Below are 23,578 nucleotides of genomic sequence, written 5' to 3'. Positions count from 1 at the left end.
TGAACCTCTTTGTCCTATAACCCGGCAATCAAAAACACAGCCTGTCCAAAGACCGGCTGTGTTTTTGCTATATAAAGGAGTTCCTATGGTAGTATGTTTTTAATAAAAGGTCGGATTCAAGGCTTTCGAGATTTCTACATATTTCCGGTAAGTTTCTGCATAGATTTCTGCATTTTCCGGATTAGGTTCATACGTTTCTTCAATCTCTACAAATCGTTCTGTTGCCTCTTCTACTGATGGCCAGATTCCATTTGCCACTCCGGCAAGAATCGCGCATCCCATGCACGGCGTACTTCCGCTGTTTTTGATTACCTTAACCGGAATTCCTAAAATATCTGCTTTGATCTGGCACCATGCTTTTGATTTGGAACCACCACCCAAAGATCGAATCTCGTCCATGGTAGCTCCCAGTTCTTTCTCGCATTCCAACATCCTTTTCAGTGCAATGGCAAGTCCTTCCATAATTGCCCTGATAAAATGTCCCCTGGTATGTCCCGCATGGATTCCGTAGTACACACCACTGGCTTTCTCATTGAGTTCCGGAATTCCGGATCCCTGAAAATAGGGAAGCATGATCAGTCCGTCCGCTCCCGGCGGCGTCGCTTTCACCAGGTCATCCATCTGAGTATATGCATTCAGACCGGTTTCCTTTTCGATCTGTTTTTCTGTCTCGCAAAATGCGTCCCGGAACCACTTCGTGATCATTGCACCGGTACAATATGGCTGATACATATATTTCCCCGGAATACCGCTGCATAACGTCGGTACCTCTCCTGTGGAATCTTCGCTCAACTTATCAATCGTTGCCACCGTTACCAGCGCAGATCCCGTGCTTTCTGATGCAATACCCGGCTTGATATTTCCGGCACCGATGGCACCACACGCCTGATCAAATGCACCTACATTGATTCTGGTATCCGGATCCAGTCCAAAGGTCTCTGCCGCTGCTGCGGTAATCGTTCCAATCTCCTGTCCCGGTTCTACCAGTTCCGGAAGATACTTCGAATCGATTCCTATGAAATCCAGCATTTCCTTCCAGTAACACCGATTCGTAATATCAAAGAATCCATGATCACTGGCCACCGAATCTTCCGTGATAAATTTACCGGAAAGCACGTAGACAAAATAGTCTTTGATCTGTGCAAACATTCTGGTCTTTTCAAAGATCTCCGGTGATTTATTTTTCACCGCCAGAATCTTGCTGATCGGATGGATTGCATAGAAATCGTCGAATCCCACTTTGCTGATAATATCTTTCTTCTCAAAATGTTCGGATAAATATTGTGCCTCTTTCGTTCCCCTTGTATCCATCCAAGCGATTACTTTACAAAGAGGCTGATTCTTTTCATCCAGAAATACGCAGGTTTCTGCGGTGGATGAAAATCCTACACATTTTATATCCTTTTTATCCATGCCGGAATTCTTCACTGCACCTCTGATGGCACCTGCAAAAGCATCCTCATAGAGTTTCAGATCCGCTTCCACTTCCCCGGAAGGTAATGTCGTCAGTACATATTCCGAAGTTTCCTCTCCATATACTTTTCCGTCTTCCCCGATCACTGCTGCTTTGATTGCAGTCGTACCGATATCGATTCCAAGAATATGTCTCATGTTCTCACCTGCCCTTCTTTCTTACGGGATACTTCCCGAACATTTATCCAGAAAATATCCCTCACATTCAACTTGAATATATTTCTTATTTTACTCTACTTATTATTTTCTGCCTCAATGGCATCTTTATTGATCTCCATCCAGATATCTGCATTTTTAATTCCAAGCTTCTCCGGATTAAAGACCGGCTTCTCTACGCCATCTTTCCGCTGTCTGGTGTAATCCTCAAAGACTTTCTTAATGGTCGGTGACATGATCAGCAGAATGATCACGTTAAACCATACCATCAGTCCTACACCAAGTTCTCCGGAAGAGAAACTGGTAGAAGAAGTCTGAATTGCGAAGTAGAAAAATACAATCGGCATCACGATTCGTAGCGCCCAGATTGCGGTCTTTCTGGTCTTCTGAGATTTGTTATACAGCATATAGGCAATAGCTGTCTCACCCTGATAGTAGTAGTTCAACAAAGTTGTAAATGCGAAGAAGAATAGGAAAAACGCCAGAACAACAGCCCCGATTCCTCCCGGAAAAATACTGTTCAGTGCTTCCTGTGCCCATGCGATACCAGGTTCGGCAGCCTGGGTTGCAATGGCTGTGGAGCCGCCACTTACATGAATAATATTTCCTGCGGTATCCTGTACGTTAAAACAATCTGTCAGGATAATAATCAGTGCAGTACAGATACATACGAATACATCAATATATACAGAGAAAGAATTCACTAATCCCTGAACACCCGGATGAGAACACTCGGTTGCGGATGCTGCCGGTACGGCTTCTCCCATTCCTGCTCCGGATGAGTTTACAGATCTCTTTACTCCCCACAACACTGCGGTTCCCATCAGTCCTCCGAAGACTGCATTGGTTCCGAATGCACTGCTCACGATCATACTAAGTGCTGCCGGTACTTCACCGATCCGCATCACGATGACGATAATGGTCAGAATGACAAATCCAATGGTCATAAACGGAACTACCATCTCTGCGGTCTTTGCGATTCTTCGGATTCCTCCGGAGATAACGATGAACAGAAGAACTGCTACAATCGCACCTGTGATATACTGGGAAATTCCCAGACTGTTTTTAAATCCACTGGTAATGGAAAATGCATGAGGTGCAACCGTCAGGATTGGCACACAGATCAGTGTCAGGAGTGCATAGATCAAAGCAATCGGTTTTAAGCCAAGACCTCTTTGAATGTAATAATAAGCTCCTCCTCTGTACTCTCCATCCTGTTTAATCTTGTAAACCTGACCAAGTGCACATTCTGCATAAGAAATTGCGGTATCCAGTATGGATGTGATCAGCATCCAGAACACTGCTCCCGGACCACCACTCCAGATTGCAACCGCTACACCGGCTACATTAGCAGTCCCCACACGGTATCCGATAACCGTACAAAATGTTGCGAATGGGGAAATTCCCGCTTCTGAATCACTGGATGAAAATAACAATTGTACCTGATGCTTTAAGTTTCTTACCTGCACGCCTTTTAAGATAATGGTATAAAAGATGGCGGATCCTAAAATCAGAAAGATAATCGGATTCGACCACACCAGATTATTTAAATACACAAAAATATCGCTCAACTTCATATGTTTTCCCCCACCCCCGAAAGAGCACACTCCTACGCTCCTTTTCGGGTTTTAGAAATCATCCTTATGGTTTCTTACCAGTCATGTTCAAACATCTCTTCCTGTGCCTCAATATCTAAGGAAGTATATCCGGTCAGCTTAATAGCACGCACCGGGCCTCTCTTGGTTGCCTGTGGCACCTGTGAAGGAGCTACCCCAAGCTCCTGCGCAATGATTCGCTCAATCGTTTTTGCACAGTTTCTTCCCTGACACAGTCCCATTCCGGCACGGAGCAGACGCTTCACTTCATTGACACTAGTTGCTCCTGCACGGACTGCCTGGATCACTTCTTCTTTCGTGATCTCTTCACACCGGCAGACATACATCTGATCTTCATTGATCTGCTTCAATGCTTCTTCTGACGGTTTCTCATTGGTATCCTCTGAGGCAATTCTTTTTCCGTCCGTAGAAATGTTTCGAACCTTCATTCCGAATCCCTTCGGTACCTTAATCTCAATCACGGCTGTGCGGTCGTTCATCTTCGTCATGACCACACGGACTACCGTTGCTTTCACCAAATATTTTCCATCTCTTCCCAGACCATAAACTTCCTGATCCTTTTCCGGAAGCGGATAATATTCATAGGGCAGAGTCACCGTATCATAGTCTTCATGGGACTGATCTACCAGGAAACATGCCTGACCGGGACACTGTGCCACACACAGACCGCAGCCGATACATTTTTCCGGATCTACCACCGGAAGATTGGTGATTGGCTCCCCAATCGTGATCGCATGATGTGGACAGGCTGCCTCGCACGGATTACATGGAATGTTCTGCTTACATTCTACTACAACGCATTTTTTCCCTGCAAGTGTCTCCAGCCCCGGGAATCCAGGAATGTCCATAATTTCTTCCAAATCTAAATAGCCATTCTTAGCAAGCATTGTTTTTCACCTTCCATTCTTCCATCTCTTCAATGATTTTTTCCTTTGCGTCATGCCGTCCTGCTCCAAACGGTCCCGTTCTCAACTGATTCAGGGAATCCCAGACCTGAGCCTTTGCTTCTTTTGCCACTTTTGCATCTACTTTTCCAAGAGCTTCTGCTGCTGCAATTCCGGCCAGTTTTCCTTCCTCGATTGCAGAAGATGCCTCTTCTACCCCGGAAGAATCTCCGGCTACATAAATTCCTTCTTTAGTGGTTTCCATGTTCCGATCATGCATCGGTACCTGAGAACCAAGTCTTCCCGCATTGACAAACGTTACATCCGCCATTGACGGTAATGCGATATCCGGGGTCAGTCCTACTGCAATTCCAATGGTATCACATTCCACAAACTGTTCCGTTCCTTTGATCGGCTGGAATTTCTCATCGACCTCTGCAATCACGGCTCCGATCACACCTGTCATATCCTCATTCGGAACAGCCTCCAATACCGTATGTCCGGTATACATTGGAACGCCGGCTCTTCTGACTTTTGCAGAATGTACGCCATATCCTCCGACCTGCGGTGCTGCTTCCACAATTCCTGCCACTTCAATTCCTGCCTGTAATAACTGATAAGTTACGATCAGGCCTACGTTTCCGCTTCCGATCATCAATACCCGTTTTCCAACAGGAACACGGTGTACATTGATCATAGTCTGAATTGCTCCGGCTCCTACAACTCCCGGAAGGGTCCATCCCGGAAACGCCAGCGGATTTTCTCCGGCTCCTGTTGCCATGATGACCTTTTTCGGATAAACCATCCTTCCCTCTTCTCCATTGACCGCAAGGGCTACGCCTTCTCCGTTTGGATAGATCCCGTAAGCAACTGTATTTAACATCACTTCTACGCCTAAATCCTGAACCTCTTTCAAAAGTCCGGTCCCGATATCCACACCGCGAACTCCGGCTTTGTGTCTGCGGGATCCGAAAAATTTGTGGATCTGTTTGAATAACTGTCCGCCCGGTTTATCATTTTCATCGACTACCAGCACATCTGCGCCGTATTTTGCAGCTTCAATCGCTGCGGAAAGTCCGGCGGGTCCTGCGCCAATAACCAGAATTTCTACTTCTTTTCTCATTATGACTCCTCCCACTTTCCAAGACCATCCTGTGTTTCTACTACCATACCGTCTTCTACCGGTGTGATACAAGTCCTCACATTCGGATCTCCGTTAACCGTCATAACACAATTGGTGCAACGACCGATTCCACAGAAATAACCTCTCGGTTCATGATGCTTCGGACTGATATTTGCTACTTTGATTCCATTTGCCAGAAGAGCCGAAAGGATCGGTTCTCCCTCTACTGCGGTGATCTGCTTGCCGTCCACTGTCAGTGTAACCTGCTTCTTTTCCTCAAGATCACCCAAAATAATATGATTCTCTATTCTGGACATCTCATCTTCTCCTTCCATCACCTATCATTATCTGTAATCTTTTACATCAAAATATTCTTCGCCGTTCATACATTTGATAGCGTGTGCTGCAACACCCGGTCCGATACAGTATCCGCAGAATCCGGTCACTGCATAATATACACCCGGATACTTCTCTACTTCTCCAATATACGGAAGACGTTCCGGTGTAAATCCTTCAAATCCCGCCCAGCTTCTCAAAATATTCAACTTCTTCATGGATGGAATGATGTCCTGCGCCTCTTTTACGTTGAAGCACAATCCGTCGATAGAAACATCTTTTCTCTTATCGTTATGGTTCAGATCTCCATATCCTTCCCGACCTCCACCAATCAGGATGGAACCTTCTGCTGTCTGCTTCATAGTCATGGTCGGTGTGGTAATGGTATAGTCGATGAAATGCGGTGCTTTTTCTGTCACCGTAATCATATTATGTTTTTCTTCCAGTTCGATATGAACGCCCATATCATCCAACAACCACGGAGAACGGATTCCACCGGTAATCAGAATTCTTTCTGCCTGAAATTCCTCATTCTCTGTATATGCTACGTAACCATTGCCATCCGCTGCCGGTTTAATATCTTTTACAAACTGATGGTCGTAAAATTCACAGCCAAGCTGTTTTGCTTTCATCAGAATCGCAACTCCGGCCTTCAATGGATTGGAATATCCGGACATCGGACTGAAATTCGCTGCGATCACATTATCACAGATATAAGGAATCTTTTCTTTCACCTGTTCCTGATTCAGCCGCTCGATCGGCAGATTATTCTTTGCAAAACGCTCTGCCTGTTCATCCAACAGATGTAAATCTTCTTCTTTCAATACGCAGAACAATCCACCGGTTCTGTGATATCCAACGTCAATCTCGTCCTGGTTCTGGAACTGATCCCAAAGTTCTGCTGCCAAAATATGTACCGGAAGTGACTGCGGAGGCTGCTGGAGGAGTTCCATTCCTCCAGCATTGACACCTGACGCCTCGTTACACGGATAGCTTTTATCGACAATCGTGACCTTACAGCCCTGTTTTGTCAGAAGATAGGCGGCACTGCATCCTACGATTCCCGCGCCGATCACTAAATACTCAGTCTTTTTCACGAGAAACTCCTCCTTATTTAGTTCTTATTTGTTTTAGATAATCTCTCGATCTCGCTCCATTCGATCACAAGTTTCTTCTCTTCTTCGCTCATTCCACGACGCGGACGACGGCAGATTCCTTCTTCAAATCCGTATACTTCCTGAAGAATATATTTCACTGCCTGTGTCGGTTTCGGGAAACGCTCTGTCATATTTACTACCGGATAAAGCTGTTTGTAGAGCTCCAGACCTTTCTGGTAATCCTTTTCCACGATCATTGCATGGTGGAAGTCAGCGGACAGTTTCGGTAAAATGTTAGCTGTCATGCTGATCCATCCGATTGCTCCGGTTGCATACGCCTGATAGAGCAGGTAATCACATCCGCATAGAACACCTTTGTCTTCTTCTGCTTTTTCTGCATCAAAGATAAAGTCTGTCATCACATCGATGACCATCGATGCATCTTTTACGATCTTTACATGTGGCAGTTTGTAAAGTGTCTGCATGGTTTCTTTGCTGATTCCGGATGTAACGTTCGGATTATTATATACCATGATGTCCAGATCAGAATTGTCATTTAAATAAGTATAATGGTCGATGATTTCTTCCTGGGACTGATGATAATAGAAGGACGGAAGTACCATGGCAGCATCTGCACCTGCCTTATATGCATTGTTCATCAGTTCGCAGGCATCTTCTACACGCTCTCTGGAACATCCGACGATTACGGATCCACCTTTTGCTTTTACATAAGGAACGATCTCATTTACGTAAGCTTTGTGCTCCTCCAGTGTCACACTCTGATATTCTCCGGAAGCCATCAATACGCCGATTCCACCGATTCCGTTGTCCATCATCCAGTCGATATGTTTCTTTGCTACTTCATAGTTGAAGCTTCCGTCTTCGTTCATTGGAGTTACCATCGCCGGAAATACATGTGTAAATTTGTCTAAGCTCATTTTTCATTCTCCTTTTCTTGTTTGATTTTCTTTTCCTGTTACAGTGTTACTTTTGTTCTGTGTTTTTGGTGTGTGATTTTTTGTTACGTTTTACTGCTTTGCTGCTTTTTGTTTGTTTTCTCTGTGTGATTACTTTTATCGTTTTCCTGTTATTGTTTATTTTCTCTATTTTGCTTAAAATACTTCTGCTTTTCGAAGTGCCGTTCCATGCATTCCATATGCTTCTGTTTATTTAGCAAGATAATTCAGCACAAACTCCAGATTTTCCCGGAAGCTTCCATCCTTTACGAAATTTGCCTGGAACAGGGCGCTTCCCATGGTATATTCGGCAACTCCCGCTTCTTGCATTTCATCCATCCGCCCGGTATTTCCTATGCTTCCGGCGATACAGACTTTATCAGCGCCTACCGCTTCCACAACTGCTTTTGTCAGTTCCAGCGGATCTCCGTCCGTATAGCGGTAAGAAGTCAGATCAATTCCCTCGGCACCTTTTTCAATGCATGCTTTTGCAGAAGCTACGACTTCTTCTATGCTTCCTTTCAATTCCACCGGACTTCCTCCAACCTCTCCGCAGAAAGGAGAATATTTCAATCCTTTTTCTTTCGCATAATCGAAAATGGAATCAAAAGGAATCGTTCCTGTCAGATGATCAAATCCACATTCATAAGCAAGTTTTGCGCTTTCCAGGCACTCTTCCTCTGTGTAGGTCACTACTTCCATATACGTTTCTTTTCCGGCTTCTTTCATCTTTTCCGCCAGACGCTTCATCTCTTCCTTCGGAAGCCCTACGTCTTTGAAGCCCCATTTCTTTGCCGGAAGGTCTTTACAGCTTTCAAAAACCTCTTCCGCATTGCTGACGGTAATGTCATGATTCGTCAGCATAATGATCAGTTCCGGTGTCATCTCTTCTTCCTCCTTTTTCATTTTTCTTTGCTGATCTGTCTTTCTGTTCTCGTTTTTATGTTTCATTTCTTTTCTTGCCATCATACTATCACCGCAAATCATCATTTGCAATCGTTTTTAATCGTTTTCAATCGTTTTCGTCGTTTATCATAATTAGCATTCATCTTTTTTGTTTATTTTACACAATCAAAATCATTATTTTTGCTTGTTTTTGTTTATTTTTTAACATTTGCAAAAAAATACAACAATTGTTTATAATTGTTTTTAACAACTTCTTAACGTTATTCTTGTACTCGTAAACATTTTCGCTTATAATGAATTTATAAGAATAAACTTTAAGAAAAATCATTCTATCATGATTTTTCACCCCAAATAGAAGCACTTAGAATAGAAAGATACCGAATCTCAGAAGAACAGTTCAGAAAGGACCTCTATGAATCAGACATCAACTTCAAACACACCCGTTTCAACTGCAACAACTTCTAACAATACAAACGCCCCTCGGTTTTCCGAGGAGCGCGAAGAAATTATTATGAATTTTCTGCAAAATCAGGGAAGCATCCGGGTCGGGGACGTAACTGATATGTTAAGCATTTCTCCTTCTACCGCCCGAATCCTACTTCAAAAAATGCAGGACAAAGGATTGTTAAAGCGAACTCACGGTGGTGCCATCTTAGATAATAAAGAAGACCGCTCCGCCACCCACCATCGCGATTATATGAACATCGCACACCGGGAAGAAAAATTAAAGATTGCTGCCTCCGCTGCTGCTACCGTAGAAGACGGCGATTACATCTGCCTCGGAAGCGGAACCACCCTTTATCTGATGGCAACCATGCTTCATGGCAAACAGGATCTGACCGTCGTAACTGATTCCATTCCTATCGCTTATGAATTGCTGAACGATGATGGCATCACTATTTATGTGTCAGGCGGCTGGATCATGAAACGTAACAGCGCCTGCCGGGGGCTGACTGCCGAAAACTTCTTTAAAGAAATTCACGTAGACAAAGTTTACAACGGTGCCGACTCCATCGATCTGCGCATGGGTATCACTTCCGTGGATTTTGACCCCCGCACCGAAAGTGCGCTCTGCCGTTCCGGAGAGACCTGTTATATTTTGGCCGATTCCTCCAAATTTAAGGTACATCCTTATCTCGACAACGTGGTAAACCTTCCGGAAATCGGACATATTATCACAGACACCGGCGTAGATGAAGCCCAGATTTCTGCATTAAAAAAAGCAGGGATCGATGTGATCCTTGCGGAATAATGTCAGTATATAAAACCATTATCCTCCCGCAAAAGGTTGCAACGGGAACCGCTTACGCTTACCTTGTGCATTCCTTTGGCGGGAGTTAAAGTTGTGTTCCTATAACTCTAACTCAAAGAGGTTCACTGAATCTTTTTGTCGTATGCTTAGCAAATCAAAAAAGAAGAAGATTCTATTTATTGTTCACGGAAATGAATTTCATTCTTCTCGCTGTCCATGCTTTCCACGATTGCAAGAGACTCTAACTGATATCCCATATTTCGGATCACACGGCCACCGGTCTGGAATCCTTTCTCAATGACGATTCCGATTCCTTCTACCTCTGCACCGGCCTGGTTCACCAGCTGGATCAGTCCCTGTAAGGCACATCCGTTTGCCAGGAAATCATCGATCAGAAGCACATGCTCTCCTTCGTTTAAGAACTTCTGCGCTACGATCACCTGATTCTTCGTCTTATGGGTAAAAGACTCAACTTCTGCCACATACATCTCCCCTTCCAGATTGATGCTTTTTGCTTTCTTTGCAAACACTACCGGTACATGAAAATGCTGCGCTACGATACAGGCGATTCCGATTCCGGATGCTTCAATGGTCAGGATCTTGTCGATCTTCTTTCCTTCAAATCTCTTCTTAAACTCTTCTCCAATCTGGTTGAACAAGTCAATATCCATCTGGTGATTTAAGAAACTATCTACCTTTAATACATTTCCTTCTTTTACAATTCCGTCTTTTAAAATACGTTCTTCTAAGAAATTCATTTCCTTTGTCCTTCCTGTATTTCTTGATATATTTTGTCTCTTATTGTACCAGTGACACAGGATTCCGTCAACACTTCATCTTTTCAATCTTCTGTCGGACTTCCCTTACTTTTTTGGGATCTTTTCCACCGGAATTGAGACCGATCACAATTCCATCTATTTCCGTCACTGCCGGAAAATAAAAGTCGCACTGCGACTTATCATCACAGGTATTCACCAGAATCCCCCGTTCTTTACATGCTTTCACGATCACATGATTCAACTCATCATCATTGGTAGTGGCCAGCACCATGTATATATCCTGAAAATTTAAATCTGTTTTCTCACATCCATTTATTTCTGCTGATTTTTCATGAATCCCATTTTCTATCGCAATAACTTCTTCCGCTTTCAGTTTCTTTTGAATCCACATAATCGGAAACTGCTCCAGGAGTTCTCTCATCTCTTCGCAGATTTCCGGTGCCATCACGATCAGATGATCTGTAAATCTTGTCAACGTCCGAATCCGTCTTGCCGCAATCGTTCCGCCTCCGATACAGAGGATCTGTTGTTCCGATAGATTCACAAACATCGGAAAATACGGCTTTTGTTTTTTCTCCAAATTTCTCTCCTGCTTTCCCATCTTACAGCATATAAAGCAATGCATTGCAGATACAGGCTGCAATATTGCTTCCTCCTTTTCGTCCCTGAGCCACGATATACGGTGTATCCGTCAGAGAAAGGATCAACTCTTTCGACTGAACCACATTGACAAATCCCACCGGAACCCCGATGATCAGTTCCGGAGCCAGTCGTTTCTCCTGAATCAATTCGTAGAGTTTTACCAGCGCAGTCGGTGCATTTCCTACTGCGAAGATCAACGGTTCTTTGATCTCTGCTGCCTTTTCCATACTGGCAGTTGCCCGGGTCGTCCCCATTGCTTTTGCTTTTTCAGCCACATCCTCATCCGACATAAAGCAATATACCTGCCCGCCGAATTGCGCCAGCTTTCGTTTATTGATCCCTGCTTTCGCCATCTGCGTATCTGTTACAATGGATGCTCCATTTCTCAGGGCATTTAATGCCTTGTCCACCACGCCTTCGGAAAAACGCAGATTCTTCGCATAATCAAAATCCGCACTGGTATGAATACAACGTTTTACAATAGGTTCTGTCCCAGGAATCAATTTTGAAAGTCCTGTCTCCCCCAGTTCTTCCGTAATGATTTCAAAGCTGCGCGTTTCAATCTCCGCCGGTTTGACACGTTCCAATTCTATTTCCATTTCCTTTCTTCCTCCTGCGTTTCTTACTTTATGCTGCATCGTTTCCGATTTACTGCATCTGCTTCCTTTCATGACAGCTTTTCGTCTTTCATCGTCTCTTCTTCCGATTTTCGAATCCGTCTCGGTTTCCTACCTCGACTTACACTGGTTTTTTCACCGAATTCTCGTTGAAATTCCGCAGACAATCCGCTCCACTCTTTCACAATGCGCTGCCAGCTTCGTACAGATTCTTCCCGTCCGCTCCCTGAAATTTCTTGCTTCCTCTTCCACAGGCACCAGTCCGTAGCCAATCTCATCGGTCACGATCACAGATCTCGGATTCTCCTGGATTAATTGCTCTGCCAGATCCTCGATTTCCATATGCTTTCGGATAAATTCCTGGAATCGGTACACTCCCTGCGCTTCCAGAAGTTCTTCCAGGGTGCAGGATGCACCGTCTCTCCACTTTATGTCCGGATTTTGCTGTTTTGCATAAGATAATTTCCCCTGATATGCACCACCGATGTACATCCGCATCCCTTTTCCTCCATTTTCTCCACTTATTTCCCTTTTCAACGGAATTCCATACACAACTTCCGTCACCTGATCCGCTCGCTTCGCCATCCACTGATTGATCTTGCCCAGATACTCCAGATAACTTTTCATTTCTTTGCTTTCCACCGGGATATCTGAAAAGACTTCGTTCGTCACCACCACTACATGTTCACAGCACCGGAGCAGGGTTTCCATTCCTTTCTCGATTTCCCCCACAGGATCTAGTTCCCGTGCTTGCGCGCCGGATTCCATATAACATTCATTTGCCAAAAGATTGGACATACATTCCAATAGAACCGTCGGACGTTTTGATGGTTCGCCTAAAAATGGATCTGAAGCAGCCAACCGATACAAATCGGTGTAACACTCTAATGTAACAAAGCCCTTCCCTGTCCGCATCTGCTGATGCCGCCGGATCTTCTGTAAGGTTTCTTCTCCATAAGGAAACATGGTTGCAATATAGTATTTTTCTTCACTTTCCGTCAGATGCGCCAGCCGCTCCACTTCTGATTCCGCATACTCCGACTTGCCACTTCCACTGCCCCCTGTAATTAAATGGAACATCCGCTGCCTCCTTCCAGGATCCGGTAAATGGCTTCCATATCCAGATTTTCCCGCATGATTTCCGCCAATTGATCATACTGGGTTTCCTTATATGCACTCTGATCCTGCACCTGAATCTCCATGTCCTCCGGCAATCCTTTCTGTTTCAGCAAGGTTTTGATCCATGCTTTCACAACCATTGCATCGTCAAAGAACCCGTGTACATAACAGCCCATACAGTTGTTCTTCACACAACCGTCCGTTTTGCTGTGCTGCCGCATTGGGGCCTGACCCTTTTCACAGTTTTCTTCCATTGGGGCCTGACCCTTTTCGCAATTTTCTTCCATTTGCCCCTGTCCCCATTGTGCATTCCGTCCTCTTTCATACATTTCGCAGAGTTCCAGTACAGGCTTGCCTTCCGTTTCCGTCCTGCCCATATGGATCTCATACCCCTCGATCTGTGCACCTTCAAACGCATTCCAGAACTCCGGAAGCTGCCCAAAGGTTCCCTGCACTCTGGTTCTGGTTTTTTCTTCCTCAAAGGCAGTCTCCATCGGAAGCAGCCCCAGTCCCTGAATCGTTCCGCCGCCTTCTACCTTGTATTCATCCAGAATTTTCTGTCCCATCATCTGATAACCGCCACAGATTCCAAGCACCGCATTTCCACGAGACACATGTTTTAAGAGCTTCGCTTCCAGTCCATTCTGGCGCATCCATCTGAGATCTGCAATCGTATTTTTACTGCCCGGGAGTATCACCGCATCCGGTTCTCCAAATGCTTCCGGCGACGATACATAGCGAAGATTGATCAGTTCTGACTCTTCCAAGGGCATCAGATCTGTAAAATTGGAGATTCTCGGAAAACGAATCACCGCCACATCCAACAGCGCACCTTCTTTTTTCTGCCCACGGAACCGTTCACTTAAGCTGTCTTCTTCATCAATGTCCAGATAAAAATAGGGCACAACCCCCAGTACCGGAACATGGATTTTTTCTTCCAGCATTTCCAGACCCGGTCGCAGGATTTCTTTATCGCCCCGGAATTTATTGATGATCACACCTTTTACCCGACTTCGTTCCTCTTCTTCCAAAAGTTCCATGGTTCCTACCAATTGTGCAAACACTCCGCCACGGTCGATATCTGCTGCCAGAAGTACCGGTGCATCCGCCATCTTCGCCATGCCCATGTTGACGATATCGTCCTGTTTCAGATTGATTTCCGCCGGCGAACCGGCCCCCTCGATCACGATCACATCAAATGCCTCTTCCAACTGCTGATATGCCTTCATAATATGTGGGATATATTCCTTTTTATGGCGATAGTATTCCCGTGCCGCCATCACCCCTTTTACTTCGCCATTTAAAATCACCTGAGATCCGGTATCATTGGTCGGTTTCAAAAGGATCGGATTCATACATGCCAACGGTCGGATCTTTGCAGCTTCCGCCTGCATCACCTGCGCCCGTCCCATCTCCAGACCTTCTTCTGTAATATAGGAATTCAACGCCATGTTCTGAGATTTAAACGGTGCTGTCCTGTATCCATCCTGCACCAACACCCGGCAGAGTCCTCCTGCCAGCACACTTTTCCCCACATTTGACATGGTTCCCTGTATCATGATCGGTTTTGCTTTTCTTTTCATCCGTTGTCCTCTTTCCCGATTTCTTCCAGTGCCTGTATCAGTCTTTCATTTTCCTCCGGTTTCTTTACGGCAATCCGGAAATATCCTTTGGAAAGTCCCGGATAATCGCTGCAGTCCCGGATCAGGATTCCTTTTCCCAGAAGTCTTTCCTGTAAATCTTCCCTTCCTCTGAAAAACAGGAAATCTGCCTCTCCCGGGTAGACTTTCATTCCACTCTTTTCAAGTGCCGCTTCCAGTCTTGGTTTTTCTTCCCGGATCAGATTTCTGGCTTTTTGAGCCCACTCCTCTCCGTACTCCAGACTGGCGATTCCTGCAGCCTGTGCCACCGTCGATACACTCCAAGGCTGTCTCTTTCCTTCCATAGCTTCTGCTAGCCTGCTGTCGCCGGAAACACCGTAGCCCAGACGCAATCCCGGAATTCCCTGTATTTTCGTAAAACTTCTCAGAACCAGAATCCCCGGATGTTCTGCGGCCCAGGCGCATTTGCTCCAACGTCTTCCCTGTTCTGTAAATTCCAGAAAACTTTCATCTAGCACCAGAAAGATCTTCTGTTTCTCACATTTTTCAATGATCTGATCCAACAATTTCTCCGGAATCCGCTGTCCCGACGGATTGTCCGGCGAACATAAAAATGCGATCTCCAGATCTTCCGTCAATCCATTCAGATAATCTTTCGTCAATCGGAACTCTTTCTCCTCCTCCAGTTCAAACCAGCGAATCTCACATTTCACGCTCTCCAGCGCTCTTCGGTACTCCGCAAAGGATGGTGCGATCAGGAATCCCTTCTTCGGACGTAAGGTCTGTACCAACAGAAAAATCAGTTCCGCCGCTCCATTCCCCAGAATCAGGCTTTTCTCCGGAATCTCCCAGCGGTTTGCCAGCCGTTTCCTTAATTTCCGGCAAAATGGATCCGGATAACGTGACGTTTGCGTCCGAACCGACTGAATCACCGTCTCCACCACTTCCGGGCACGGGCCAAAGGGATGGATATTTACCGAATAATCCAACATATTTTCCTGTGAATATGCTTCTATATCTCCGCCATGTAAATATTCCATTTGCTCCCTCCTTTCCCAACTATCTCTGTTTTTCTTATATCAACTCCGCTTTTTCTCTTCTTACAGGATTCTTGTCTGTTTCCATAAAATCAACCTTACTTCTCCTGAAACCAGAGATCCAGATCCACCGGTCCATCGATTCCATCCACGGTTCCCTCTTCTGAATACTGCCAGAATGTAAAACGATATGGTGTCTGCGGTGTATCTTCGTAATCCGCATACCAGATCGGATATTCTTCCAACTGCGCCAGATCAAACTCAAACGCTTCCCAGTACATGTTGCTGTAGATTCCGGCTTCATATCCTGCCTTTTCTATTTTTCCGCAAAATGCAAGGGCAAACCCTGTAAAATCTTTTCCCGTGATTTCATCGGTTCTTGCTTCTTCCGCCGAAATCCGCTCCGGATCATAGATCACCGGAAGATCCAGTTTAGTCTTGCCAAGCAGTTTCTTTACAAAGGCTGCCTCTTCTTCCGCTTCTTTTTTCGTGGTCGCCTGGGAGAAGAAATATACACCGACTTTCAGTCCTGCGTCCTTCGCGCCTTTCAGATTCTCTTCAAACTTCTCATCCTCATTCAGCGTCCCCTCTTCGGCATAGCCCCGATAGCCCAGCCGCAGAAAGACAAAATCGATCCCGTCTGCCTTTACTTTTTCCCAGTCGATCGTTCCCTGATAGGCGGATACATCGATTCCCTTTTTCACACGATAATTTTTGTCTCCGCTGTACTCCTTTTCTCTTCCGTCCCCGGACAGATATGACCAGTCATAGGAATGTTTTTCCACCGACGGATCTATTTTCATTCGATAATCCTTGCCGGAGGCATCCCGAAATGTCAAGGTCTGATCGGCTGCCTTTTGGCTTTCTTCCTTTTCTTCCTGAATTGCCATCCGCTCCCGAATCGAGAATTTCACCTGTAATCCACCGACCAGCAGAATGGCTGCCAGCAAAAACATCAGAAATTCGGTAGCAAACATCAGATAGTTCGCCCGTTTGATATCTTCTGCTTCCACTTTTCTCTTCTCGTCTCCGATATAGGCTTTCGGATAAAGTTTTCCAAAGTACCAGGCATCTCCGGCAAGCCGGACTCCCAAAGCTCCGGCACACACCGACTCTGTCTGCGCTGAATTCGGACTGGCATGTTTTCTCCTGTCCCTTTTGAAAATCTTCCAGGCCCCTTTTCCATCCAGCCGTAAAAGGAAGGCCGCCAGAATCATCAGAAGCCCCGACAACCTCGCCGGGATCCAGTTAAAGAGATCATCCAGTTTTGCGCTGGCCCAACCGATCGCACGATAAGTATCATCCTTATATCCCACCATGGAATCCAGTGTATTGACGGCTTTGTAGGCAAATCCTAACGGAACTCCACCGATCAACAGGTAAAACAGCGGTGCAATGATCCCATCGGATGTATTTTCCGCTACCGTCTCTACGGCAGCCTTTGCCACTCCTTCCGCCGTCAACGCTTCGGTATCTCTGCCCACGATCCGCGCCACGACTTTTCGTGCCGCCTCAAGTCTGTCTCGTTTCAGGCAATGATAAACCCGCATACTCTCCTGATAGAGGGATTTTGCCGCAAAAATCTGTCCGCACCAGAACACTTCCAACAACAGTTTCAGTACCGGGTGCACCTTTCCCGCCAGCATCAGGCACAACATCGGGATTCCCCATGCCGGGATCACCGTCAGAATCCAGAGTACCACGCCTCCGATTTTTAATTTTTTCTCAGAATTTCCTGCCAGTTTTCGAATTCCTTTTTCCAGAAATGCAATCCAGTTTCCAATAATACGGATCGGATGATACAGCCAGACCGGATCCCCAAAGATCAGATCCAGTACTGCACCTGCCACACAAGCTAAAAAATATTCCGTCATAATTTCCTCAACTCCGTCAGTCTTCCTTCCATTTTCCAGCGTTCCGGTTCAATCTCCAGCAGATAGGCTCCGCCATTTTCTGCCTGCCAGTCATAATAGGACTCTTCCTTCCCGGTCAAATCCGACAGCACCGCCATGATCGTGCCGCCATGTGCCACCACCGCTGCGCTGTCCACCCGTTCTTCCAGCAACTGTTCCAAAAGTTTCCGAAAGCCACGCCTGGTCCGGCAAATGAAATCCGCCCGGTTCTCCCCGCCCGGCGTAATTCCCTCTCCTTCTAATTCCAGCCATGCCCGGTATCTTGGATCGTCTTTCAGTTCTTCATAGTTCTTGTTCTCAAACTCCCCAAAATCCATTTCCTGCAACTCTTCTGCCACAATATCCGGCTTTCGATGATAGATCCATTCCGCTGTCTGTCGGCAGCGAAGCAACGGACTTGCCACCAGCACCTCTGCCTGCGGATATTCTTTTTGCCTTAACCGCTCATTTTCCGGGCAGTCTGCCAGTGGATCATCCGTCCGTCCGATATAAGCGTGACGCAGATTTCCTTCTGCCACAAAATGTCGGATTAATATCAGTTTCACGTACCCATCTCCTTATATTTCGCCAAAGCATTCCTGCCATCCAACCCCATTTCCATCCTGTTCCTTACCAGGATTTTACCGGGTGCTTTCCTTTCAACAAATTTCATTCAGCTTCCCCAGCCGAACTTGTCAAACTATCCAAAATCCCAGAATCGTTCCAATCAGGATTCCCGTCTCGCAAAGTACCAGAAAATAGCCTGCCTGATCACCGCTGACGCCCCCAAATGTCCGTTGACTGAACCATTTATAATAGCCCCAGATTGCAAAGGCAGTCGCTGCCGCAAGGATTCCGGCACTGCCTCCGGTATTCCACATACCAGCCACACCTGCGATGGTCCAGAGAACCAGGACTCCTATCGTTCTTTTTTTCCCGGCATCCGCATTGTCCCGAAAGGTTCGTGCCAGTCCCTCTTTCTTTGCCGGTGGAAACAGCATCACCGACAATGCACTCAACGCCCGGGACAGCACATAGCCAAATCCGATCACCGGAAGCATAGGCTTCTCCACCAGACTCCAGCATCCAAGCTGCAGAATCAGAAGACTGCCAAGCCCGATGGCCGCAAACGCACCGATGTGTGGGTCTTTCAGGATTTCCAGTCTTTTTTCTTTCTCCCCATAAGAAGAAATCGCATCTACCGTATCCACAAATCCGTCCAGATGGATGCCGCCCGTGATCCAGATCGGGATCAACGTCATGATACAACTGAAAAAGAGGATGCTGTTTCCTTTGGTCAGAAGCACGCCTCCTGCCAGCACCTGAAGGATCCCGATGATTCCTCCGACTACCGGAAAGAAACAGAAAGCATACCGCATCGATTCTTCTGTCCATTCTACCCGCGGCATGGGAATTTTGGAATACATAGATATCGCGATGATAAACGCCTGTATCAGTTTCATTTCAACACCTCATATGGTTTAATCTCAATGCCTTCAAAGGTGGGCATTTCAAAATAGACCTTTGCTGCCATGTCCAGAAGCGGCATCAACGCCACCGCTCCGGTTCCCTCGCCCAGATTCATGTCCGCATTCAGCACCGGATCCAGATATAAGGATTCTTTCAAAAGCTGACAGGACGGTTCTTTTGAAACATGCGAAGCGATCAGATAAGATCTGCACGCCGGCACCAGCGCCACTGCCAGAAGTGCCGCTGTCATAGACAATGCCCCGTCCAGTACCACCGGCATCTGCATGAGAGCTGCCCCCAGCATGGCTCCGCACATTCCTGCGATATCCAGACTTCCGACTTTTGCCAGTACATCCAGCGGTTCTCTGCGGTCCGGCTGATTTATCTCCACCGCCCTCTGGATGGCCTGAACCTTTCGCCGAACGCCTTCGCCCGTCAGGCCTGCGCCCCGGCCGGTTACCTGTTCCACCGGACGATTCAGCATCACTGCGGTGATCGCACTGGCAGCGGTGGTATTTCCGATGCCCATCTCCCCGGTCAGAAGGATCTGATAGCCCTCGGCTTTGCGTTCCTTTGCCTTTCGGATCCCTGTCTCAATCGCATTCCACGCCTCTTTCCTCGTCATAGCCGGTTCTTTTGCCATATTTTTGGTACCGTAAGCCACCTTATCCTCCGGTCGGCTCACACCTTCCACGTCCCGGATCATTCCGATATCGATGGGAAACAGATCCACGCCCGCAATCTGAGCCATTTTGCAGGCGGTGGTCTCTCCTTTTAAGAAATTGCCGGCAACCACTGCCGTCACATCCTGCCCGGTCTGAGTCACCCCTTCTTCCACCACCCCATTGTCCGCACAAAATACCAGCAATGCTTTTTTGTGAAGCCGGATCTGTTCCGTCCGCTGGATCCCTGCAATCTGTGTCACCATCGTTTCAAATTTCCCAAGCCCCGACAACGGTTTTGCAAGCTGCATCCAGTGTTTTTCTGCACGCGCTTCACACTCTCTGTCCGGCTCTGTGATCTGTTTCTGTAATTCCGTCAACTCCATGTTTTCTTCGCTTCCTCTGTACTTTGCTTTTTCTCGCCAGTTGTTCCCAATCCCCATATCATTTCCCTGCTTCTTCGATAAACCGGCGGATCATCTCCGGACAGGAACTGTAAGCCAGATGTGGAAATCCTGCAAACAGTCGGTTCTCTGCATGCACACAGGCCCAACTTCTGCTCTGGTCCGGTTTAGTAGCAATCGCCGCATCCCCATTGTCTGTGGTTTCCCAGTAATGGAATTCGTGTCCCCGGATCTGTTCCCCTTTTTTCAGATATAAGGTATCTTCTTCCACCGTCAGGGTCAGATACCCAAACCGGGTCAGTTTCCTCTGGGGATATCCCACGCCCCGGATCACGCCTGCCATCGGATAAATTTTTCCATTCACATCTTCCAGTTCTTCCTGAAGATACAGGAACCCTCCGCACTCTGCCAGACAAGGCATTCCTTCCCGTATCGCCTTCTGAATCTCCAGACGCATCACCGTGTTGGCACTTAACTCTTCCGCATACAGTTCCGGATAACCACCACCCAGGATAAGACCTTTCGCCCCTTCCGGGAGCGTTTCATCATACAGCGGGCTGAACTCCACAGGTTTCCCACCACATTGTTCGATCACTTCCAGATTTTCCGGATAATAGAACTGAAAGGCGGGATCTTTCGCCACCGCGATCACCGGACGTACCCTTGCAATTCCTGCCGTCCCGGCACGTTCCTCTTTCTTTTCACGTTTTCCTTCGCGCTCTTTGTTCTCGCCGTTTTCCATCCCTTTTGCAAGTTCCAGTACTTTCTCCAGATCCACCGTCTCTGCAAGCAATTCTCCGGCAGCTTTCAACTGTTCCTTCAGCCTTCCCTGTTTCTGCTCCAGTTCCTCCGGCGTTTTCAGCCCCAGATGTCTGCTCTCCAGAGAGAAGACCGGATCATCCGGCAAATATCCCACCACGGAGATTTCATATCCCCGTGCCTTTAATTCCTGTTCCAAAAGTTCCTTCATGCGGGGGTACAATCCTGCCGAAATCCGATTCAACAGAATTCCTTTGATTCGGCTGCCTTTCTGAAATTCCAGATATCCTATCAGGGATGCCACCGCGGAAAGAGCCATTCCACGACACGGCATCACAAAGAGAACCGGAAGATCCAACCCTCGTGCCACATCATAAGAACTGCCCTTCCAACTGGAAAGCGACATCCCGTCATAATAGCCCATGACACCTTCCACCACCGTAAGGTCTGCTTCTTTGCACCGCTGCTCAAACCGACCTCTTAAGGCTGCCTCTTCCTGAAAAAAGAGATCCAGATTTTCAGAAGCCACACCCACCACTTCCCGGTGGAACATGGGATCAATATAATCCGGCCCGCATTTTGCCGCTGCCACGGTCAGCCCCCGCTCCTTCATTGCTGCCATCAGCGCACAGGACGCTATGGTCTTCCCGCTTCCGCTGTGCCCCGCGGCAATCATGATTGCTTTCTTCTCCATTCCGGACTCTCCCTTCATTCTGCTTTTCAACTTCGGCTCGTTTCCAGATTTCCCGAAATCAGATAGATCGGATTTTGTCCCATCATCATCGGGTGAACTCCCACCTGCTTTGCTTTTGAGACTGCGATCTGCAACACTTCCGTATCCACCAGCACATTTTCCGCCATCAATTCCAGAACCTCTGACAGAGTTTTCAGAGAAATGCAGGTCATCACAATCTTTACCTGTGGATTTTTTCCTTTTAAACAATTCAGGATTTCCCGGAGATTTCCGGAACTTCCGCCGACAAATGCATGGGTTGGTGCTTCCAGATCTTTCAGCACCTCCGGTGCCTTTCCTTCTATAATCCTGATCTGATCCGCATAAAATTTTCTGGCATTTTGCCGGATCAGTTCCACGCCTTCCGGATTTTGCTCAATGGCATAAATTTTACGGTTTCCGCCCTTTACCGCCGCTTCCACGGAAACAGAGCCCGTTCCCGCCCCGATATCATACAAAATCCCGTCCTCCGGAAGATTTAATTTGGCAAGGCACAGACTTCGCACCTCCGATTTCGTCATGGGAACCTTTCCCCGGATAAATTCTTCATCCGCAATGCTTCCTGTCCGACGCACCAACGGATGTTTCCGTTCAATCAGCGCCACACACAGACCCTGTAAATCTTCTTTTTCCAGATCCTTTAAGGATTTCTTTTCTATGGTTTCCTCCGGATAGGACAGATTTTTTCCGATCCAGATGGTTCCTTCTGTTATCTGATAATATTGCAGCTTCTCACACAAGGCATCGGATCGTTTCGTGTCTCCCAGAAGCAAAAATATTTTCTTTCGGTACAGGATCGCATCGATTGCATTTTCCTCGGTCCCGTGAAGGCTTATGATCTTTGCATCCTCCCAGCTTTTGTGGATCTTCGCACAAAAATACTGTAAGGAAGAAATCCCCGGGAACCACTGGACCTCATATGCTCCATGCTCGTCTTTCACCCATTCGCCGCTTTCTTCCAACAGGTGATTCAGACCTTTTGCTCCGCTGTAAAATCCGCAGTCTCCGGAGAACAGTACCGCCACCTTGCGATATTCCGGATGCTCTTTCAGGATCTGCACAATGGCTTCCTTTCGATATTCTTCGATCCAGACTCTGTCAGTTCCATGCTCTGCTCCGTCCTGCCCGGCTTTTCGAAATGGTTCGACCATCCGCTTTGCTCCGATCACGCAGTCACTGTCTGCAAGAAATGTTCTCGCTGATTCTGTCAGCATTTCTTCGGTTCCCATCCCGATTCCGATGAGCCCGATCTGCCGGCTGGCACGAGTCACTTGACGCATTTCACACATTTCGATACCCCCTGGGTGTCACCATTTTCCCGTCAATCTCTCTGGTCTCTTCATTTCCCACAAACACCGTGGAAAACATATCTACCTGCGTGTGCTGCAATTCTTCCAGTGTCAGGATCTTCGACTCCTGCCCCTCTCTTCCGATATTTCGCACAATGCCGCAGACGGTTTCCTTCTTTTTATACTCCATCATACACCCGCAGGCCCACGCCAGATAATCTTTTCTCTTTTTGCTGGAAGGATTGTAAAGACAGATCACAAAATCCGCCATTGCCGCCGCTTTCAGCCGTTTTTCTATTTTCTCCTTCGGCGTCAGCAGATCACTTAAACTGATCACCGCAAAATCGTGAGTCAAAGGCGCACCCAGCACCGCTCCGCCTGCCAGTGCTGCAGTAATTCCCGGGCAGATTCGGATTTCCACGTTCGGATAAGAAGTTCCCAGCTCCAGCATCAGACCTGCCATGCCATAGACTCCGGCATCTCCGCTGCATACCATAGCCACTTGTTTGCCTTCGTTTGCCTCCGCAAGTGCCATCTCACACCGTTTTGCTTCCTGCTTCATCGGAGTCGTCAGATATTCTTTTTCCGGAAAATATGCCCGCACCAGTTCCACGTACACCGTATAGCCCACCACCAGATCACTCCGGCGGATCGCCTCTTCCGCTTCCTGGGTCAGCCACTGTTTTCCACCCGGCCCGATCCCGATAACGGATACCATTTTCTCTTCTTGCATTTTCGTTCTCCCTTTTCCTGCGATATTCCGTTGTTTCACTTT

General features: G+C 47.0%; 22 protein-coding genes. 1 reads left to right on the top strand and 21 read right to left on the bottom strand.

Translation table 11 applies throughout. From position 1 onward, the window contains the following. Nucleotides 1-99: 99 nt before the first annotated feature. The 8 genes from KGMB01110_RS09430 to KGMB01110_RS09395 all read right to left on the bottom strand — a co-directional run bounded on the left by KGMB01110_RS09430 (nt 100) and on the right by KGMB01110_RS09395 (nt 8,610). Nucleotides 100-1,611 (bottom strand): xylulokinase, encoded by a 1,512-nt coding sequence (locus KGMB01110_RS09430; RefSeq protein ID WP_117603976.1) that lies wholly within the window; start codon nt 1,609-1,611, stop codon nt 100-102. Between the two features lie 95 nt (nt 1,612-1,706). Continuing rightward, nucleotides 1,707-3,206 carry an alanine/glycine:cation symporter family protein gene (locus KGMB01110_RS09425; RefSeq protein WP_198411022.1) on the bottom strand — a complete coding sequence of 500 codons (1,500 nt, stop codon included), beginning with the start codon at nt 3,204-3,206 and terminating at the stop codon, nt 1,707-1,709. 74 nt (nt 3,207-3,280) lie between these two features. After that, on the bottom strand, nt 3,281-4,132 hold the full coding sequence (locus tag KGMB01110_RS09420) for a (2Fe-2S)-binding protein (RefSeq protein ID WP_117888632.1): 852 nt from the start codon (nt 4,130-4,132) through the stop codon (nt 3,281-3,283). Continuing rightward, nucleotides 4,122-5,252 carry an NAD(P)/FAD-dependent oxidoreductase gene (locus KGMB01110_RS09415; RefSeq protein ID WP_119298119.1) on the bottom strand — a complete coding sequence of 377 codons (1,131 nt, stop codon included), beginning with the start codon at nt 5,250-5,252 and terminating at the stop codon, nt 4,122-4,124. Before KGMB01110_RS09415 ends, KGMB01110_RS09420 begins: the two co-directional genes overlap by 11 nt. Next, nucleotides 5,252-5,569, bottom strand: a complete 318-nt coding sequence (locus KGMB01110_RS09410; RefSeq protein WP_117603980.1) for a (2Fe-2S)-binding protein — start codon at nt 5,567-5,569, stop codon at nt 5,252-5,254. Before KGMB01110_RS09410 ends, KGMB01110_RS09415 begins: the two co-directional genes overlap by 1 nt. A 27-nt stretch (nt 5,570-5,596) precedes the next feature. Continuing rightward, on the bottom strand, nt 5,597-6,685 hold the full coding sequence (locus KGMB01110_RS09405) for an NAD(P)/FAD-dependent oxidoreductase (RefSeq protein ID WP_119298118.1): 1,089 nt from the start codon (nt 6,683-6,685) through the stop codon (nt 5,597-5,599). 17 nt (nt 6,686-6,702) lie between these two features. Further along, nucleotides 6,703-7,623: a dihydrodipicolinate synthase family protein gene (locus tag KGMB01110_RS09400; protein WP_119298117.1), complete on the bottom strand. Its 921-nt coding sequence runs from the start codon at nt 7,621-7,623 to the stop codon at nt 6,703-6,705. Between the two features lie 228 nt (nt 7,624-7,851). Beyond that, entirely contained in the window at nt 7,852-8,610 is a 759-nt protein-coding gene (locus tag KGMB01110_RS09395) for a uroporphyrinogen decarboxylase/cobalamine-independent methonine synthase family protein (protein WP_243112762.1), read from the bottom strand. 349 nt (nt 8,611-8,959) lie between these two features. Here KGMB01110_RS09395 and KGMB01110_RS09390 point away from each other — a divergent pair, with 349 nt between their 5' ends. Next, the gene (locus tag KGMB01110_RS09390; RefSeq protein ID WP_119298116.1) at nt 8,960-9,799 is read left to right on the top strand and encodes a DeoR/GlpR family DNA-binding transcription regulator; all 840 of its coding nucleotides are present in this window, start codon (nt 8,960-8,962) and stop codon (nt 9,797-9,799) included. Between the two features lie 176 nt (nt 9,800-9,975). On the opposite strand, the gene KGMB01110_RS09385 is transcribed toward KGMB01110_RS09390, so the two are convergent. From KGMB01110_RS09385 to cobJ, 13 genes are all read right to left on the bottom strand, one after another. Then, the gene (locus KGMB01110_RS09385) at nt 9,976-10,557 is read right to left on the bottom strand and encodes a xanthine phosphoribosyltransferase (protein WP_117888636.1); all 582 of its coding nucleotides are present in this window, start codon (nt 10,555-10,557) and stop codon (nt 9,976-9,978) included. Between the two features lie 67 nt (nt 10,558-10,624). Then, a complete protein-coding gene (locus KGMB01110_RS09380) occupies nt 10,625-11,158 on the bottom strand; it encodes a precorrin-2 dehydrogenase/sirohydrochlorin ferrochelatase family protein (RefSeq protein WP_243112761.1) in 534 nt (177 codons plus the stop codon). 22 nt (nt 11,159-11,180) lie between these two features. After that, nucleotides 11,181-11,819, bottom strand: coding sequence for a precorrin-8X methylmutase (locus tag KGMB01110_RS09375; protein WP_119299153.1), 639 nt, complete (start codon nt 11,817-11,819; stop codon nt 11,181-11,183). A 153-nt stretch (nt 11,820-11,972) separates the two neighbouring features. Beyond that, nucleotides 11,973-12,917 carry a bifunctional adenosylcobinamide kinase/adenosylcobinamide-phosphate guanylyltransferase gene (locus KGMB01110_RS15625; RefSeq protein WP_119298115.1) on the bottom strand — a complete coding sequence of 315 codons (945 nt, stop codon included), beginning with the start codon at nt 12,915-12,917 and terminating at the stop codon, nt 11,973-11,975. Next, on the bottom strand, nt 12,905-14,539 hold the full coding sequence (locus KGMB01110_RS09365) for a cobyric acid synthase (protein WP_119298114.1): 1,635 nt from the start codon (nt 14,537-14,539) through the stop codon (nt 12,905-12,907). Before KGMB01110_RS09365 ends, KGMB01110_RS15625 begins: the two co-directional genes overlap by 13 nt. Continuing rightward, nucleotides 14,536-15,597 carry a pyridoxal phosphate-dependent aminotransferase gene (locus KGMB01110_RS09360; RefSeq protein ID WP_119298113.1) on the bottom strand — a complete coding sequence of 354 codons (1,062 nt, stop codon included), beginning with the start codon at nt 15,595-15,597 and terminating at the stop codon, nt 14,536-14,538. Before KGMB01110_RS09360 ends, KGMB01110_RS09365 begins: the two co-directional genes overlap by 4 nt. Nucleotides 15,598-15,692: 95 nt before the next feature. After that, the gene (cbiB, locus tag KGMB01110_RS15975) at nt 15,693-17,468 is read right to left on the bottom strand and encodes an adenosylcobinamide-phosphate synthase CbiB (RefSeq protein ID WP_170141709.1); all 1,776 of its coding nucleotides are present in this window, start codon (nt 17,466-17,468) and stop codon (nt 15,693-15,695) included. After that, on the bottom strand, nt 17,465-18,052 hold the full coding sequence (locus tag KGMB01110_RS09350) for a histidine phosphatase family protein (protein ID WP_119298112.1): 588 nt from the start codon (nt 18,050-18,052) through the stop codon (nt 17,465-17,467). The genes cbiB and KGMB01110_RS09350 overlap by 4 nt, the downstream gene beginning before the upstream one ends. Before the next feature lie 129 nt (nt 18,053-18,181). Continuing rightward, complete coding sequence (locus tag KGMB01110_RS09345) at nt 18,182-18,949, bottom strand: adenosylcobinamide-GDP ribazoletransferase (protein ID WP_119298111.1); 768 nt, start codon at nt 18,947-18,949, stop codon at nt 18,182-18,184. Continuing rightward, the gene (gene cobT / locus KGMB01110_RS15385; RefSeq protein ID WP_243112760.1) at nt 18,946-20,061 is read right to left on the bottom strand and encodes a nicotinate-nucleotide--dimethylbenzimidazole phosphoribosyltransferase; all 1,116 of its coding nucleotides are present in this window, start codon (nt 20,059-20,061) and stop codon (nt 18,946-18,948) included. The genes KGMB01110_RS09345 and cobT overlap by 4 nt, the downstream gene beginning before the upstream one ends. Nucleotide 20,062: 1 nt before the next feature. Continuing rightward, nucleotides 20,063-21,475, bottom strand: coding sequence for a cobyrinate a,c-diamide synthase (locus tag KGMB01110_RS15380; RefSeq protein ID WP_119299151.1), 1,413 nt, complete (start codon nt 21,473-21,475; stop codon nt 20,063-20,065). 26 nt (nt 21,476-21,501) lie between these two features. Continuing rightward, nucleotides 21,502-22,803 carry a precorrin-6y C5,15-methyltransferase (decarboxylating) subunit CbiE gene (gene cbiE / locus KGMB01110_RS09330; RefSeq protein WP_243112759.1) on the bottom strand — a complete coding sequence of 434 codons (1,302 nt, stop codon included), beginning with the start codon at nt 22,801-22,803 and terminating at the stop codon, nt 21,502-21,504. Then, nucleotides 22,796-23,536, bottom strand: a complete 741-nt coding sequence (gene cobJ / locus KGMB01110_RS09325; protein ID WP_243112758.1) for a precorrin-3B C(17)-methyltransferase — start codon at nt 23,534-23,536, stop codon at nt 22,796-22,798. The genes cbiE and cobJ overlap by 8 nt, the downstream gene beginning before the upstream one ends. Nucleotides 23,537-23,578: the final 42 nt, after the last annotated feature.

It is taken from the genome of Mediterraneibacter butyricigenes, assembly GCF_003574295.1.
GTDB classification, from domain to species: Bacteria; Bacillota; Clostridia; order Lachnospirales; family Lachnospiraceae; genus Mediterraneibacter_A; species Mediterraneibacter_A butyricigenes.
Note: the sequence above shows the minus strand (reverse complement) of the source record. Positions and strands in the feature narration are given on the sequence as shown.

Coding starts and splice junctions, on each gene's coding strand:
- KGMB01110_RS09430 (WP_117603976.1), bottom strand. CDS start 1,611: ATGAGACATATTCTTGGAATCGATATCGGTACGACTGCAATCAAAGCA.
- KGMB01110_RS09425 (WP_198411022.1), bottom strand. CDS start 3,206: ATGAAGTTGAGCGATATTTTTGTGTATTTAAATAATCTGGTGTGGTCG.
- KGMB01110_RS09420 (WP_117888632.1), bottom strand. CDS start 4,132: ATGCTTGCTAAGAATGGCTATTTAGATTTGGAAGAAATTATGGACATT.
- KGMB01110_RS09415 (WP_119298119.1), bottom strand. CDS start 5,252: ATGAGAAAAGAAGTAGAAATTCTGGTTATTGGCGCAGGACCCGCCGGA.
- KGMB01110_RS09410 (WP_117603980.1), bottom strand. CDS start 5,569: ATGTCCAGAATAGAGAATCATATTATTTTGGGTGATCTTGAGGAAAAG.
- KGMB01110_RS09400 (WP_119298117.1), bottom strand. CDS start 7,623: ATGAGCTTAGACAAATTTACACATGTATTTCCGGCGATGGTAACTCCA.
- KGMB01110_RS09395 (WP_243112762.1), bottom strand. CDS start 8,610: ATGATGGCAAGAAAAGAAATGAAACATAAAAACGAGAACAGAAAGACA.
- KGMB01110_RS09390 (WP_119298116.1), top strand. CDS start 8,960: ATGAATCAGACATCAACTTCAAACACACCCGTTTCAACTGCAACAACT.
- KGMB01110_RS09385 (WP_117888636.1), bottom strand. CDS start 10,557: ATGAATTTCTTAGAAGAACGTATTTTAAAAGACGGAATTGTAAAAGAA.
- KGMB01110_RS09375 (WP_119299153.1), bottom strand. CDS start 11,819: ATGGAAATAGAATTGGAACGTGTCAAACCGGCGGAGATTGAAACGCGC.
- KGMB01110_RS15625 (WP_119298115.1), bottom strand. CDS start 12,917: ATGTTCCATTTAATTACAGGGGGCAGTGGAAGTGGCAAGTCGGAGTAT.
- KGMB01110_RS09365 (WP_119298114.1), bottom strand. CDS start 14,539: ATGAAAAGAAAAGCAAAACCGATCATGATACAGGGAACCATGTCAAAT.
- KGMB01110_RS09360 (WP_119298113.1), bottom strand. CDS start 15,597: ATGGAATATTTACATGGCGGAGATATAGAAGCATATTCACAGGAAAAT.
- cbiB (WP_170141709.1), bottom strand. CDS start 17,468: ATGACGGAATATTTTTTAGCTTGTGTGGCAGGTGCAGTACTGGATCTG.
- KGMB01110_RS09345 (WP_119298111.1), bottom strand. CDS start 18,949: ATGAAACTGATACAGGCGTTTATCATCGCGATATCTATGTATTCCAAA.
- cobT (WP_243112760.1), bottom strand. CDS start 20,061: ATGGGGATTGGGAACAACTGGCGAGAAAAAGCAAAGTACAGAGGAAGC.
- KGMB01110_RS15380 (WP_119299151.1), bottom strand. CDS start 21,475: ATGGAGAAGAAAGCAATCATGATTGCCGCGGGGCACAGCGGAAGCGGG.
- cbiE (WP_243112759.1), bottom strand. CDS start 22,803: ATGTGTGAAATGCGTCAAGTGACTCGTGCCAGCCGGCAGATCGGGCTC.
- cobJ (WP_243112758.1), bottom strand. CDS start 23,536: ATGCAAGAAGAGAAAATGGTATCCGTTATCGGGATCGGGCCGGGTGGA.